This is a genomic window from Bradyrhizobium sp. T-12, from assembly GCF_058314695.1.
The window spans coordinates 4,330,412-4,344,400 of sequence record NZ_CM177756.1 but is presented as its reverse complement, the minus strand read 5'-3'; the positions used below and the strand labels follow the sequence as shown (position 1 = coordinate 4,344,400).

Sequence of the window (13,989 nt, the reverse complement as noted above, 5' to 3'; positions counted from 1 at the left end):
AAGCAGCTGGTTGTGACACTTCATCCGGCTGATTTTGGTCCTCACGGCGTCGGCGCCGCCGGCCGATGCCTGCGCAGACACGACATCGCAGGCCTCCACAGACGGGATCAAAAAGACGGAGCGTGGCAACCTTGTTCGTGCCGGCGGTACCTGCTGCCAGAGCAAATTTGCATCGTAGGTAGTTGCAGGTGCATGTCACACTGGGGGCTCGCGATCGTCTCGAGGTGAATTAGCCGGAGGAGACAGCGGCCCGTCGGACGTCTTGCCGCTTTGGGAGATGCGCGCTCGAGCAAAGAACAGATCGGTTTTGCCGATGAGCAGGACCCCCCCACCGGGCTCGTCAATTCGAGCAAGAGATATGTTGGTAAAGGAGACACTGATGACAGGCGGCCCGGCAATGAACCTCCAAGAACTCACGGCAGCGAACGCTGCGGCAAACTTAAATCGGCTCTTCAGGTTCGAAGTCGTGTTGGCCGCCGACGGAGAGGCGGAGCTCCAAATGCCATGGAGCGATGATCTCACACAATATGCCGGTCATCTTCATGCTGGGGCGATCGCGGCGTTGCTCGACACGGCCTGCGGATTTGCCGCCGCGACTCTCATCGGGCCCGTGACAGCATCGCATTTCTCCATGAACTGTTTGAGGCCCGCGGTCGGTCGCGGTTTTATCGCGAAAGGCGCGACGGTTCGCGCCGGACGCAAGCAGACCTTTGCTCGGGCAGAATTGTTTGCGGAGGATGGTTCCGGCAAACGGTCGCTCGTTGCGACGGGCGAAACGCTTTTAGTCGCGCTCGGTTAGGCCGCCGTAGAGCGATCGATTATCGATCGCAATGCGCGGCGCATCCGATGGACAGAAGGGCAGGCGTCGAAAGCAAGCCACACGCAGCCTTTTGGTGCAAAACGCATTCAGGTGTGAGACCCAAGCCGGAGAAGGTCGAGAAGCGGCTCTCGGCGTCATGGGACGGGATGGGTCTGCCGGAGTAAAACCGGAGCTCGTCATTTGACCGATCCCTTCTTACCTATGTTACATCAACTCCTTCAGTGTACGGAAAGATGAAAATGCTGACCGGCGGATGCGCGTGTGAAAAGGTTCGCTATGAATGCACAGACGTTCCGATTGTTCAGTTGATGTGTCACTGCCGAGATTGCCAACGATCAAGCGGCACTGCATTCTCGGCCTTCATTATGGTGGCGAGCGACAGGTTTCGCTATCTGAAGTCAGAGCCAGCCTTCTTCGAAACCGTTGCAGAAAGTGGACGTCTGTTTCGGAGAGGGTTCTGCAATCATTGTGGCAGTCAAATTTCTGCACATTGGCCGACAAGGCCGCAATTGCTGCTGCTTACCGTCGGCAGCCTCGATGATCCATCGAAGTTTGAACCCACTGCTGAAACTTGGCTCGCACGCGTACCTTCATGGCACCCTCTTCATCCCAGCACCGTCAAATTCAGGGAGGCACCCGCCGAAGGAGTGAAGGAGAGGATTGAGGCATATTTTGCCCGACGCACCCAGTCTTAGTCTGTTTGCTTCGGGTCAAACTGGTTATCGGCGAAAGGCAGCTCATAGCACGTAGCGAACCAGCGCTTTCCCGATATCTGACGGTATATGAAACTATGCCGCGGCGGTGCTAGCGTTAGCGTTTCCACAACGCCTGCAGAGTCGCTCAGCCGATTGACTCCGATAGGTAGCGATATCGCCAGTATCCCGATCGGCACAAATTATTCTGTGAATTCAAGACCGAGAATTTTCGGCGGGTATAGCGTCGGGATTTGTCCGTCAGATGTGAGGATTTGTGCTTTTGGATCAACGACGAAAGATCATCCCAAATGATTGAGTGGGAGTAGGGCTGCGGGCAGTTATCGCGTAGTTTGGCGTAGTCTTGGGAGCTTCTCTCGCATTCCAGATGCTCTGGCCGAGATAGTTAGATTGGCGTAGCCCACCTGAGATTGGCAAGCCATTGCTATCTGGACAACAGAGTGCGGCAGCGCGGTCGAGCGTGCAGAAGGGACAGTGTGTTCAGCGGCGGGCGCAACACAAGCCGGATAGGACAGCAGAGTCCATGAAATTGGGGCGCGCCGCACAACTGGTGTTCGGCGCGAACATCCCTTCAGGCTCGTGATATCTAGGTGATGGGCATTGAATGGAGGCCTGGATCAAAGTACTCGCTCGCCAGCGTGAAGTCCTTGATGCCTGCGTTGGCCATGAAGAAATCTGTCGATTGTGTAGCCAGTTCAGTTCGTGACGGTCCCACCTGAATACATGCGTTTCCAGTCCTTGGACGTGAAGCATCTTCTGAGCCTTGAACGACTCATTGATGTCGGCCATCGGCGTCTGTTTGTAGTGACCCTTTCTGAAGATTCTCCATCGCTTCCGCGCTCTTGCCATGATTGAGTCGTTCGCCTCGGCCCGGCCCTTGATGTAACGGCCGCGGATCGCATCGCGCTCTGCGGTCGAGACATGGTTGGCGTTGAGCGTCAGGCCGAAGGCGAAGTTCTGCTTCACCTTCGACACGCTTGCAATTGAGCTGCTTGTCAGAGTCCTAGCGGCCCAAGCAGCGGCAGCGGCCCAGGACCGCAACGGGTCACCGGCTGGGCTCGGGGGCCAGATATTGCAACATCTGGCCCACGTTCATGGCTGCTGGCTGGCGTTAGAGCGGCGACCAACCGTTAGGCCAACGGTCGTTGGGACCGTTCAACCCGCACCGCGAGGATTGACAACCGTGTAGCCACGCAATGATCGCGGGTGCATCCGCGTCGCGTGTCCGCCTGAGTTGGCGTCATACGCCATCCACATGTCGCCTTCGAGGTGCTGTTCCAGAACGAAGACATGCCCGCGCCGCGCCGCGACCATTCCCGGCGCGGGCGAAGTCCGCGGGAAGCGTAGCCAGTTGGCCGCAAGGTTCAATTCAGGCACGACACGACCAAACACTCGCAGGGCTGCGCCACAACCACAGAATGAAGACGGGCAACCGGGCGGCCGACCGCCGACAATCCGGCCGTGAGTACGGTCACTCACCGCGCCTACGCTGTCGGGCGTGGCTAACGCGAGTTGCTTGGGGCGATACGCCTGCAGTGAGTAGTGCGAAGTTCGTTCGCGGCGCGCCTGGGTGGCCGAGAAGTCACATGGCATGATGACGTTGCATTCGGGCGCTTGGACGATGCGATAAGGTCTTGCTTCTGAACAGATTGGGCCGATGACAACGAGGAAACACGCAGAAAATACTTGCTTGAACATTGCAGGAACTCCGAGCTGAGATCCTGCCCCGCGCCAAGCAACGAACTTTTTTTGGCTGAAAAGAGGCTAAAATGACAGGAATTGCTTGACGCTCTTGGTCAATCCTCACGGCCTTACGTTGCGCTCTATCGATTAACTCGTTGAGGGGGTGCGCCTTGAACCTTTCGCATTGATGAGGCCTCATCCACCAGGCACTGCGACGCTGCAGCCCTTCCGTGGTGGTCGTAAACGGACGTCAGACTCCGGCTCGCAATAGTCACAGGTATGTTGAAATTCAGGACGAGCCCCGGCCTGAGCTGAGTGATCAGCTGTGATCCGCGATTGCCTTCGAGTGATCCGCGGCTAAGGCATCGAATGCTCAGTAAAAATCGTCCGTGAAGACTTTCGCAGCAAGCAACTGAATTATCCTTACTTCGATAATCCCAAAATGAAGATTTCGCGGCACGCGAAGAGGGCGCAGGTAGCTAGCGCGGAGAACTCGCGCGCCTGACGATTGCAGCGACGATAGCGAAGCGAATCTCGATTACTGCACTTTTTGCCCGAGGTCTCTCAGTAGCGTGTGGAGAAAGTCGCTGGCATGGTCGTATTGAGCGTTGCCTCTTGTGATTTGACGAACGAGCGGATCCATTAACCGACCGACGGTTTCGGAGCCGAGTAGCTCAGTTCTGTCCGACCACTGCAGCAGTAAAGTTTCTGGTATATCTTCTGCAGATCTGAACAGCCTTAAGAGGCAATGTTCGCCCTTGGAGTCGTGGTCGTGATGGGCCCTTGCCGCATAGAAAGCGAATAGCCCACGGAAGGCATCACGGGAAACAGCAGGTTTTCCCATCTGAATTTCCCCGAAAAAAACGATTCTCAATGAAAGCAAGTCTGAATCCTTCGGGCGGGAAAAGCTAGTAAAAAAGTGAATCCTTATACCTTCATCAAATTGTGCCCTGATCGAGATTAAATCGCGATTAAACCTAACAGTAAGCACTCGTTACCTAATTTCTTCGAGCGCTTCTGCCGGTTCTTCACTGGCTGGGATAGCCAAGCAGCATTCGTACGCCAAACGCACGGCGAAGATCATTCTTCGTGCCGCGTCTTAGAAATCGGGAATAATCGGCAATTTTGACGATTGTTTCTGTGCCCCCGCGTCGATGTGCGCCTGAGGCGGCAGCACATCCGGCGGCCTGAGCCGTCGAAGCTGAGGCCGCTCATTTGCCATTTCCTATCGCAAACGTTGTGCGGGATCCGCAAATCTGCGGCACGCGAAATCGTGCTTCCGCTTTGCATGATTGGAATTCGAATCGGAGAGCGACCCCGCTAAGTCGGCAGAAATAGCCAAGAAGCTTGGAAGACATGTGGCATCGATCCGAGCCGCACCTCGCATAGTTTGGGGCTTTTACTCAGAAAATGGTCAGTGCGATGCCGATGGCGGGAGTGCGGCCCCGGTACGGCACTGGAGGGAGGGACATTGCCCGGGGCCGCCCCGCGGGTCCAACGTGGACCAGCATAAGTGCAACCGAGAGTTCGAGGGGATCGTTCCTAAGTGGTGCGCCCGACGTACCGAGCCACCAGCGCGCTTGTGGTCACGATGGCGCGCGCGGAACTCATCCGAAGACCAGCGCGATCTGCGCGCGCCGACATGTCGAATCTACCATCGTGCGCAATGGGCAGCGGCTCGCGACTTCATTTTCAAGATGGAAGATTTGATCGGTCACGTTCAAAGAAGCGACGTCCACCGAGCGACGGATGCTTTGGACACCAATCGTTGCGATCGAATTGGCGGAATAGAGAATGGCGAGCCATCAAGCGTGATGTCGCAAGGAAGTGTGCTCCAGCAGTTCGCGGAGTCCCAGAGAACAGGCCGCGCATCCGCGTTAGTCTTCTATCCAGGCAGCGAAGTGATCAGAAATGCCTTGAGTTGCGAATCCGCTGCATGGAGTCGCGGAAGCGCCCTCGCCATTTGCGTCAGTACGTCGGCGCCGTACGAGCGACCTCTATCGTTCTGATGACCGGCTCCTCGACCCAGGCCTCGCGGGCAAACCAGTTGTGATTGGCCTGACAGACGGGACAAAGCGTATTGCCGAAAAACACGATGCTTCGCAGGAAAGTCTCACGATCGGATTTGAGGCCGGTAGGAATCGCGCGGCCGGATTGCGGACACTTGACCATAATCATACCCACGCCAACCTCCCTGGATGTGTGGTCGAATAAGGGGGCCGATCGGCTGGAGTGCGCTCTCGTCGATGCGGGTTCACTTGGGGGGCATCGCACCTGGGTCGCTGTCGAGCAAAGGGCAGCTTGCTCGTGACGGCGCTTCTCCAACCGACCGGATTCCTACTTTCGTGAATTGTGGGATACCGCCGGGCTTTGGCTCGGCAGTTCTGAATGATGTTCCAGATTCAACGTAAAGTCGCGGGTAAGCCGCAAACAAATATAAGGGCTTAATTCTTCGGGCTTCGAGCGAAATGCCCCGCCGGCAGCGCAACTACTATCATTTTTGACAGTCACCAAGTTCGGCTCCCATTCGCGCAGCTTCTGAATATTCACTGCTGAAATTTAATTTGTAAATAGAAAAGCGCATTGTCGGTGCGATTTGCGACTCTCGTGGATATACTTTTCACGCGAGCCTAAGCGAAGCGCGCCACAATCAAATATGTAAGCGGGATACGCGGTAAGGCTGCAGCCGCTTCGTATTTGCGAAGGCAGTTGCAGCGGTTGCGAGCGGTGTTCCGCGGCCGCATCAGGTTCAAGTATGAAACAAATTGTGATTTACGGTTAATTGTATAAATGGCGTTGTTAAATCCTGCCGATCACGTAATCTCTGGCTTATTAAAGTTTCATTCGGCTGGAGGAAACGATGTGGGAATTAAATCACAATAATTGCCTCGTCTCGCACGCACCGCTGTTGGCCCAGATGCGCGCGGAGTTGGCCAGCATCGGCGAGAAGGAGCGCATTCTGAAAGAACGGAGAGCCGATCGCGAAGCTTATCGTTACCTTTTGGAAGCTCATCGGTTGACCGCGAGAGAGTGCTTTTTTGACGAGCTGCTTTTGAACGTTGCGCCACAGGAGGGAGGCGAGGACGGGCAGCTGGCGGCATGACGGGCCGGATTGTCATTTCGAAACGAGCCCGATCGGGTTTGTGCTCCGCTGAACGGGAATTGCAGCGCCGCAGGCCGGGTTAGATCGAAACTCGTAGTCGAGACCTCCCTCTGTCGCGGCCGCGACATAGCGTTGGCCTTCGTCGGGCGAGACGAACCTTCGTACATTGGCTGGAGCCGTGCTGAAAAAATCGTCGGCAGAGATGGTGTTGAGACCGGCTCCAGATGCAATGTTCGTGCTGCTGGATGGTCGATCAATGCTCTTCAGCGAAGCCGGGCAGAAGATCTTCGAGCTGGACCAGGTAGCGGCATTCATCTGGTGCAAGCTGGCGCAAGGTGCCTCTCTGGAAGATGTCTATCAGGGGCTTGGGGCGCTAGGCATTGACGAGGATGCGTCACGCCAGTTCACCCGCCAGGTTGTAAATGTCTGGGCCGATCAAGCGCTACTCCAAGCGGACTGGCAAGTGCCGATTGACTGTTCCTTCTCAGTGATCCTGGGTCGGCACAAAATAGGCGTCCGGACTGCAAATCGAGACCTCTTGAGACGGCTGCTTTCGGTATTCTGCGTCGCGGACAAGGGCGCGGGCGACAACGACCTGGTGGTCGAGGCAACGATGCTGGACGAGCAAGTGTTCTTCCGCGGAGAGGATTCGAGAATTTCCAGATGTGAAGTCGAAGCATTGGCGCCGACGATCAAGGCGCACATCAGCGAGCGGCTTATTCGAAGCGATCGCTGGGTCTTTTCCCTTCATGCAGCTACTCTCGTGAGAAACGATGCGGGCCTGCTGTTGTGCGGTCAGCCGGGAGCTGGAAAGTCGACCCTGACACTGCAGCTCGTGGACGCCGGCTTTAGCTACGCTGGCGATGATGTTGCGCTGGTTGGAGCTGACGGAACCATCTGCGGAATTCCCTTTGCGCTCACAGTCAAGGAGGGGTCGTGGGACTTGCTCTCCCGGCTGCATGGCGACAAGTATGACGCGACGCACCGCCGCTCCGACGGGGTTCGGGTGCGGTACGTCCCCATTCCAAATGCGCAGAACCAATGCGTTTCCGCGAGCTGGATCGTCTTCTTGAAACGGGTCGCGGGCGGTCCGGAAGAACTGACCGCGATAGACCAGTTGGATGCGATGAAGCGGCTTATCGAAGACGCATTTGCCGCTGACGGAAGGCTATCGCAAGCCGGCTTTTTCGCTTTGAAGCGGATTGTCGCAGGCGCGCGATCATTTCAACTCACCTACTGCGAGTCGGTGGAAGCTCGGCGCTTGCTTATGGAATTGTGCGATGGTGAGGCATAGCAGCGCGCTCTCGAACCTCTGCAATTGCTTGCGAGGTATGCCGCCCGTCGACGTGGAGTGGACGTCCGTAATCGGGCTCGCAAATCGGACTCTGACGACGCCGGCGCTCATCGACTTTGTGGGCAAATATGCATCGATGCTGCCGGAGGACGTCTGCGCATATATCCGCAATATCCACCGCCGAAACGAGCTGCGCAATAATCGCCTCCTCGCTCAGCTGGAAGAAGCCGTCGTTGCGATGAACCGCTTGGGAATTACCCCGATCATGCTCAAGGGCACATCGACACTGGCGACCGCACCCCGGGAGCGCCGAGGCGTTCGGATAATGTCGGACCTGGACATCATCGTCATGCCGGACGAGGCCAGAATGGCAATTGCCGCTCTATGTGCAATTGGCTACGATATTGATTACCAGACCCCCGCCGAAAGCCAGAGATGGCACGTCGAGCTGAACCGGTCACAGGATGTCGGGACCATCGACCTGCAGCAGGCCGCTCCGGGTCCCGCGTACCTCTACCAAAGCATAGGGCAGGCGCTGAACCATTGCGTCATCGCGCCGCTGGGAAGCGGGCGCGTGTATATCCCCACGCCTGTCTATCGAGCGCTCATGCTGATCATCCATGATCAATTTCAAGACTACGGTTATTGGCTCGGCGACCTCGACCTGCGGCATCTTGTTGAATTGCGAGATCTAAACGATTCCACCGAAGGCCTTGATTGGGAGAAGCTTGCCTCGCTAGTCTCGGGCGAATTGATGAAGAATGCGGTTGAAACCCAACTGGTCGCTCTTGCCGGGCTGCTTGGCGTCGATATTCCGCAGACGATGCGCTCCCGCCTGATTCCCCGCCTGCAGTTCATGCGACAGTTGATGCAGGCACGTTTTCCGTCCACGCGTTTGCTGTTCCTCGCGATGACGGCGCTGGATCTCGGAAACTACCGGAACGCGGCAAATGGCGGGTGGCAAGCCGCCGCCCATCCGCGTAGATCGTGGTCTCTCCCGAAGGTGGACACCTTGCAGTTTTTGTTGAAGGCGGCCGTCGCCGTGCGCACAGGGAAGGTGTAGGCCGCAAGCGTGCTGCGAGCCGAGCGACCGGTAACTCCCATCCGTTCGCAGACGATTCGCGCCCCCGCAGGTGTCTGCGTCGATGAAGCCATCAATGCTCGCGACTACCAGCATTCCGGTTGGACGCTTCGCCGTTCTCGCGAATCCTGAACTCCTCGAGCGTGTGTCCTGATTGAAGCGCTGCGACCAGCCAGCGCGGCTGTTTGCCTCGCCCAGACCAAGTCTCTGTCGGCTTGAGGGGGTTGAAGTATTTCGGCACGACCTTTGGGTATTTGCGGCGAGGGGACTGGCCTGGGCCCATCTCTGTCGCCTCGCCCTCCGCCTCGCCGAACTGGTCCGGCTGATTGAGCTGCGCCAGGCGCTTTTCCAACTCGCGCTTTTCGGCTGTTATCTTTTCAGCAAGAATCTTCGTGAGCTCCTCGTGGAGGAGCCAAAGTTCCTCAAAATCCATGGCTTCGAGATCTTGCCGGCGCATAGCATTCTCGTCACCGACCAACCTGCCCAACAGTCGTATCTGACGCCGAATAGAGGTTTTTCGCGTGGCGAACAAAAGACTGGGAATCAGGGGCGGTCTTTCAATTGACGTAATAATAAATAAATAATATATTATTAAATGTATATTGCGAGGATTATTTTTGTTTTATTAGTGGGCGAGGAAGGCTTGCTGCGCTCTCGAAGAGAAACATTGGATATTATCGGCTGCCCGTTGGTACGTCTTCGAGTTGCGATCAGGCAGTTTATCGCGCCTGCGGAACCGTTGACCGACCTCAAGGATCTGCAGCTCCAAATCCAGCTGCGAAAGCTCGCGCTGAGAGATATCGCAATCATAACCTCGCGGCTGCAGCGGGCTGACATCCGCATTTCAGGACGAATGCCGGGATGCGGCCTCCCGCAGTCATGTTCCTCACGAGGGCGGCGGCGCGGAAGATCGACCTCGCGACGCTCTAATCAATCATAATCAGATTGAATCGCGGCGCCGGCGCACGTAGGGCGCGTGTTATGTGCGGGCCGCTATTGAATTCAGCGAATAATGCATTTTTCAGTCTTGATTGGAACCGGCGACGCAGTTATGTGGAGCATAAAAATGCTGTTGAGTTCCGAATATTTTTCGCTAAGGCCCGACATTGGGTGCTTGATTACTCTGCTGGGACATATTAAATGGGCGCAACTACAGGATGCTAACATGTCGACCAAGAAGCTCGAACTAGAAGCGATGTCCCTCGATGATCTATGGTCCCTTCATGAGGAAATTAGCGGCATTTTGTCGGACCGGATCAAAGCGGAAAAGCAGGAACTGGAGAAGCGCTTGGCGGTTCTCGGCGGCGGGATGGCTATGTTAGCCGAAAGCGGCAGGCCGGGCATCTCTTCCACGGGCAAGCCGAGGCGCAAATATCCGCGCGTGCTGCCGAAATACCGTAACCCGCAGACGTCCGAAACTTGGTCGGGGCGTGGCAAGCGACCTCGTTGGCTGGTTGCTGCGGTGAAATCCGGTCGTCGAATCGAGGAGTTTCGCATCGGGGAAGCGGCTCCGAAACTTCGGCAGCGGGCGTGAAGCAGCTGCACCAGGGGACTGGCGCAGGCGCCTTTGGTCGAGGTTGGAGCTAATAGGCGTTGCGCCCCCGTAATACTTCCACAGGAGTTCGCAACAGGATTGCAAGATCCAGCCGAAGACTCCAATTATCGATGTACCAGAGATCGTATTGGACGCGTGCTTCGATCATCGACGCCGTGGGCGTTGCCCCGCGGCAACCGTGAACCTGGGCCCATCCGGTCAGCCCAGGCCTGACCCTGCGGCGAAAGGCGTAGTTTCGCACGAGCTTGTCAAACTGTCCGTCGTGGGCCAAGGCGTGGGGACGCGGGCCCACCAGCGACATGCTGCCCTCGAGAACATTTAGCAGTTGCGGCAGTTCATCGAAGCTCGACCGGCGCAGCAACTTGCCCACGCGGGTGACCCGTCGATCGAGAGGGACGGCCTGAGTGATCACGTTGCCGTCCTCGAGAACATGCATGGTCCGAAACTTCCGGATCAGGAATGTCCGACCATTGAAACCGCAGCGTTGCTGTCGGAAGAACACCGGGCCCGGAGAGTCCAGCTTGATTGCGATTGCAGCCAGTACCAGCAGTGGTGCAGCCATCGCCAGCGCGAGCCCTGCGCCGACAACATCAATCATTCGCTTGGATGCGCACTCGAGGGAGGTGAGGGGACCCCGCTGCAACTCGACGCAAACGGCACTTCCAAGATTCCGTGTCGGATGTCGAAGCAATTCGGATGTTGTGCCGACGGGCACGAACATGATCGGGAAGGGCAAAACCCGGAGGTCGGCCACAAGTGCTCGCAGCTCGGGCCATCGCTCTGGAGAGGCCTCGACCACCACCTGGTCGAGCGGGATGTTGTGAATATAGTCGATTACGCGAGAGGCGAACCGTTTACGACCGGCGGGCCCGAAGCCGATCGGCGGCAGGCTGAACCGTGCTCTGACGCAATATCCGTGCATAGACAAGGTCTCCGGCAGGCCGGCGTTTTTGGAGAGCGGTTGGTCGCTGATTAGAACGATATTGGTGCTGGCGAACTTTCTTTCGCTCAGACCCCTTATCAGCACTGCCCTGACCCCCCATCGCTCTGCCACAAGCAAGGCCAAGCCGAGGATGGCGAACAGCGGGCCTGGTTTCTGAGAGGCACCTGGGGGAATTGCAAAGCCATATGCGGCCCAGATCAAGAGCAACAATGACGCCCAAGTGACACAGACGGCCCGAACCTGGTTCTTGAGCACAAGGAGCTCAATCGGCCGATAGAGGCCTTGAGCCTTCAGGAGGGAAGCCACGCAAGCCGCGCTAATCAGCGCCAAGCCAAATGCGTTGCCGTGGTCTGCCCCGGTCTGTACGCTCTGGAACCGGTACAAGACCGTGGAGATAACGCTCGCGAGCAAAATCGTCGCGATATCGGCACAGAGCGCAACGTGTTCGATCCGGTCATACCGCAGGGGCCATTTATGCGAGGATATTGGCGGTTCGAGACTGACATGAGCCGTATCGATTTGATCGGGGAGGTGTCGGTTCACGAAGTTCATGACGAGGTACTCTGACCAGCATTTAATCTATTATTAATTTATTGAATTTTTCAAGTGAAAATATTGAACTTAAATATTGGCCGCGCTTGGTGAGGTTCGACCCGTGCGGATTATCGGATCGAGCAAAATACCTCGGGAGTTACCGACCGGTGCCGCGGCCCGGTGCACTGTTCGGTGGAGAGACGACCGTTCCGGGCGCAGGAGCCCGGATTTCCTTCCCTTGAAGAGCGGCTGAATCCCGCTCCGCAATCAGATTGTTCACCATGCTCTTTCCTTCCGCGGACGCCGACTGATAGGCGGCAACAAGAGCGGGGCGGAGATTGGGCTGTTTGGTCAGGGCAATCTTGATGTCACGTTGCACGAGTTCACGCAGTTCCGGCTCGTTTGCCGTCGAGACCTCGCCGAGAGCGACAGTCAGCCGTAGCGGAAGTAAGGCCAAATCGCTTGGCGCTGTGTAGTACGACAGTTTCAGTAGAGCTGCGACGTCGTATTCCGCCGATCTCTGCTCCCTCGAGAGCGCCGCTAGCTTGAGCCAAAGATCACCTCGTAGCGGTGAGTACTGCAGTGCCCGTGCCAATGCAGTCGGCGCAGCCGGATCGGCTCCGATCTCCGGCTTTGACGCTGCGGCTTCGTTGGCGATGGGCAACGGTTCAAGAACAGGTGTCCTCGGATGCAAATCGCCGTCCCCGCGCAGTGAGCCCGAACGCGGCGCCCCTACGGACGCCTGGCGTGCCGCTTGGTTGACGGAAGGCGCTTCAAGCGGCAATCCGCTCGGATACCGCGGGTGAGCGTATAGCCAGACCGTTTGCGCGCACAGGGCGACAGCGACAGAGCCCAATCCAATACGCATGGATACATTGCCATGTTGGCGGGCTGGCTTAGATGCCGGATCCGAGCTATCCGGCTCCCTTACGGAGCGCGTTGATTGCGGCGACAAGGCCGCAGTAGCCGTATCACGCTGGCTTTGGGCAACTGCCAACCCTAACGCGGCCGCCGCCAACAGCGATGTGCCGAACTCGAGAATGCCGTCCTCGACCAAGGCCAGCATGGCTAGCGCAGCCGCAGCACCAGAACCAATAGCGGCGTAAGCGTAGTCCCGCCTTCGCTGCAGGGAACATCTAAGCAAAGCCGAGGCGGCAAGTACCGCAACTATCAACAGCCCATACAGGAAAGGGCGGCCCATTTCGATGGCGATGACGGCGGCAGCGGTCGGCCGCTCTCGCGATGAAGGCCCTCCGATATCGCGGTGGATCGGCAGCAGCGCCACGTACGTTCCTGCACCGGACCCAACTTGGCCGGCATCTTGCAGCATCCGTTCAGTCGCCGCCGGGTGCTGCGCGGATAGGGCGATCGCGAGATCGGTATTCGGCCTCACCGGCAGCAGGGTGAAGGCCGCCAAAAAGAGAATTGCGGCCGTGGCAAACACGCTCGCCATTCCCCAAACCCCATAGAACCAGTTCTGGATCGCGAACGCGGCGAAAACGATTCCCGCTCCAAGCAGTGCAGCTATAGCAGTTCCCGTTCCGTCTGCCCTGGCAAGGATCGCCGACAGGCAGAGAAACGTTGCCAGCATTGCGAACGATAAGGGCGCCGCCAGCTGAAACGAGAGTTGCTTGGCCTGGCGGCATTCCTCGAACGCGCGGGCCGCCATCGCTGCCGACATCACCAAGCCCAGCACCGAGGGTGCTGCGTCGGTCACGACGGGTACGGGAGTGCCGACGGGCGAGAGACCGTCAGCTCCCATCATCTGTCGCATTAGCAAGTACGCACTGACGATCGCTGAGACCGAGACTAGCATGGTGAGGAGTTGCCACGCGCGCTGTTTATCCAGCGCGACGATGGCCGCGATGAGCGCGAGGGCGACAGCAGCAATGTATTGCAAGAATGCTTGCACGGTTGCATCGATGTCCACCGTGAGCCGTTCAGAAGGGGGGGCATTCAATGCAGCCGATGCAGCGGCCCATATCGGATTGCCGGCCCCGTGGATCGGAATTGGAACGAGTTGAACAGTCATGTAGACCGCCGGTACAACGAGAATGACGAGCAGAAACAGTCGTAACCGTCGTACCAGGCGCGCGATTGCGAAGGATGAGGTGAAAACTGCGGCTGCCAGCACCGCGATCGCGAGAAGAGCAGGACAAAGAACTTGCGCTTGCGGAAATTCGGGTGTTGCAAAAGCCGCGGCGACGGACACCAAGAGTGCCACAATCAGAAACTTGTCCAGCATACAACGTCACCCCTCGGG

At 57.5% G+C, this 13,989-nt stretch carries 12 protein-coding genes; 6 read left to right on the top strand and 6 right to left on the bottom strand.

Going from position 1 to position 13,989, the window contains the following annotated elements; all coding sequences use genetic code 11:
• Positions 1-379: 379 nt before the first annotated feature.
• Positions 380-799: a PaaI family thioesterase gene (locus tag AC0WRY_RS20565; RefSeq protein ID WP_194402606.1), complete on the top strand. Its 420-nt coding sequence runs from the start codon at positions 380-382 to the stop codon at positions 797-799.
• A gap of 254 nt (positions 800-1,053) precedes the next feature.
• Positions 1,054-1,515, top strand: a complete 462-nt coding sequence (locus tag AC0WRY_RS20560; RefSeq protein WP_194402605.1) for a GFA family protein — start codon at positions 1,054-1,056, stop codon at positions 1,513-1,515.
• 498 nt (positions 1,516-2,013) lie between these two features.
• Here AC0WRY_RS20560 and AC0WRY_RS20555 read toward each other — a convergent pair whose 3' ends face one another.
• The 3 genes from AC0WRY_RS20555 to AC0WRY_RS20545 all read right to left on the bottom strand — a co-directional run bounded on the left by AC0WRY_RS20555 (position 2,014) and on the right by AC0WRY_RS20545 (position 5,400).
• A complete protein-coding gene (locus AC0WRY_RS20555) occupies positions 2,014-2,508 on the bottom strand; it encodes a hypothetical protein (protein ID WP_194402604.1) in 495 nt (164 codons plus the stop codon).
• Between the two features lie 180 nt (positions 2,509-2,688).
• Positions 2,689-3,231 (bottom strand): hypothetical protein, encoded by a 543-nt coding sequence (locus AC0WRY_RS20550; RefSeq protein WP_194402603.1) that lies wholly within the window; start codon positions 3,229-3,231, stop codon positions 2,689-2,691.
• A 1,953-nt stretch (positions 3,232-5,184) separates the two neighbouring features.
• Positions 5,185-5,400 carry a hypothetical protein gene (locus tag AC0WRY_RS20545; protein ID WP_194402602.1) on the bottom strand — a complete coding sequence of 72 codons (216 nt, stop codon included), beginning with the start codon at positions 5,398-5,400 and terminating at the stop codon, positions 5,185-5,187.
• Between the two features lie 676 nt (positions 5,401-6,076).
• Between AC0WRY_RS20545 and AC0WRY_RS20540 the strand changes: the two genes are divergently transcribed.
• The 3 genes from AC0WRY_RS20540 to AC0WRY_RS20530 all read left to right on the top strand — a co-directional run bounded on the left by AC0WRY_RS20540 (position 6,077) and on the right by AC0WRY_RS20530 (position 8,676).
• On the top strand, positions 6,077-6,319 hold the full coding sequence (locus AC0WRY_RS20540; protein ID WP_194402601.1) for a hypothetical protein: 243 nt from the start codon (positions 6,077-6,079) through the stop codon (positions 6,317-6,319).
• Between the two features lie 178 nt (positions 6,320-6,497).
• Complete coding sequence (locus tag AC0WRY_RS20535) at positions 6,498-7,613, top strand: serine/threonine protein kinase (protein WP_491120710.1); 1,116 nt, start codon at positions 6,498-6,500, stop codon at positions 7,611-7,613.
• A gap of 37 nt (positions 7,614-7,650) precedes the next feature.
• On the top strand, positions 7,651-8,676 hold the full coding sequence (locus tag AC0WRY_RS20530) for a nucleotidyltransferase family protein (RefSeq protein ID WP_491120708.1): 1,026 nt from the start codon (positions 7,651-7,653) through the stop codon (positions 8,674-8,676).
• A 91-nt stretch (positions 8,677-8,767) separates the two neighbouring features.
• On the opposite strand, the gene AC0WRY_RS20525 is transcribed toward AC0WRY_RS20530, so the two are convergent.
• On the bottom strand, positions 8,768-9,151 hold the full coding sequence (locus tag AC0WRY_RS20525) for an H-NS histone family protein (protein ID WP_194402598.1): 384 nt from the start codon (positions 9,149-9,151) through the stop codon (positions 8,768-8,770).
• A 708-nt stretch (positions 9,152-9,859) separates the two neighbouring features.
• On the opposite strand from AC0WRY_RS20525, the gene AC0WRY_RS20520 reads away from it, so the two are divergent.
• Positions 9,860-10,228 carry an H-NS histone family protein gene (locus AC0WRY_RS20520; protein WP_194402597.1) on the top strand — a complete coding sequence of 123 codons (369 nt, stop codon included), beginning with the start codon at positions 9,860-9,862 and terminating at the stop codon, positions 10,226-10,228.
• Positions 10,229-10,277: 49 nt separating this feature from the next.
• Here the strand turns inward: AC0WRY_RS20520 and AC0WRY_RS20515 are convergent, their stop codons facing one another.
• Together AC0WRY_RS20515 and AC0WRY_RS20510 are read right to left on the bottom strand one after the other, a co-directional pair.
• The gene (locus AC0WRY_RS20515; protein ID WP_194402596.1) at positions 10,278-11,744 is read right to left on the bottom strand and encodes an exopolysaccharide biosynthesis polyprenyl glycosylphosphotransferase; all 1,467 of its coding nucleotides are present in this window, start codon (positions 11,742-11,744) and stop codon (positions 10,278-10,280) included.
• Between the two features lie 139 nt (positions 11,745-11,883).
• Positions 11,884-13,971, bottom strand: a complete 2,088-nt coding sequence (locus AC0WRY_RS20510) for a hypothetical protein (protein ID WP_491120705.1) — start codon at positions 13,969-13,971, stop codon at positions 11,884-11,886.
• Positions 13,972-13,989: the final 18 nt, after the last annotated feature.